The organism is Pandoraea sp. E26, assembly GCF_000681415.1.
Lineage (GTDB): Bacteria > Pseudomonadota > Gammaproteobacteria > Burkholderiales > Burkholderiaceae > Pandoraea > Pandoraea pnomenusa.
The window spans coordinates 1-809 of the sequence record NZ_AYXJ01000088.1 but is presented as its reverse complement, the minus strand read 5'-3'; the positions used below and the strand labels follow the sequence as shown (position 1 = coordinate 809).

Annotated in this window: 1 protein-coding gene and 1 pseudogene; both read left to right on the top strand. The window is 66.4% G+C overall.

Annotated features, from left to right (window positions below):
- Nucleotides 1-576, top strand: a pseudogene (locus tag W930_RS0125280) (NAD(P)(+) transhydrogenase (Re/Si-specific) subunit alpha); the annotation flags it as partial.
- 15 nt (nt 577-591) lie between these two features.
- Nucleotides 592-809: NAD(P) transhydrogenase subunit alpha (locus W930_RS0125275; RefSeq protein ID WP_024788939.1), on the top strand; the 218-nt coding region annotated here is incomplete at its 3' end.

Genomic DNA, 809 nt, shown 5'->3' with positions numbered 1-809 from the left:
CTGGGCGCCGTGATCGAAGCCTCGGATGTGCGCCCGGCCGTGCGCGAGCAGATCGAATCGCTCGGCGCCAAGTTCATCGACGTGCCGTTCGAGACCGACGAAGAGCGCGAGATCGCCAAGGGCGTGGGCGGCTACGCGCGCCCGATGCCCGCCGCATGGCTCGCGCGTCAGGCCCAGCTGGTGCACACGCGCCTCACACAGGCCGACATCGTGATCTCCACCGCCCTGATCCCGGGGCGCGCGGCGCCCACGCTGATCGCCGAAGACACCGTCAAGGCCATGAAGCCTGGCTCGGTGATCATCGATCTGGCGGCCGGACGCGGCGCGAACGGCGGCGGCAACTGCCCGCTGTCGGTGGCCGACGAAGTCGTCAAGGTCCACGGCGTGACCATCGCCGGCTACACCAATCTGGCGGGCATGGTCGCGGCGGATGCGTCCGCGCTGTACGCGCGTAACGTGCTCGACTTCCTGAAGCTGGTGATCGACAAGGAAGGCAAGCTCGTCATCGATACCAACGACGACATCGTCAGCGCGTGCCTGATGTGCCGCGACGGTCAAGTGCTGCGTGCGGCTTAAGGGGGAGCGGACATCATGGAAATGATCAATCACACGGTGATCAATCTGATCATCTTCGTGCTGGCGGTGTACGTCGGCTATCACGTGGTGTGGAACGTCACGCCGGCACTGCACACGCCGCTCATGGCGGTGACCAATGCGATCTCGGCCATCGTGATCGTGGGGGCCATGCTGGCGGCGGGCCTCACTGAAGGCGCGCTCGGCAAGACGATGGGCGTGGTCGCCGTGGCGCT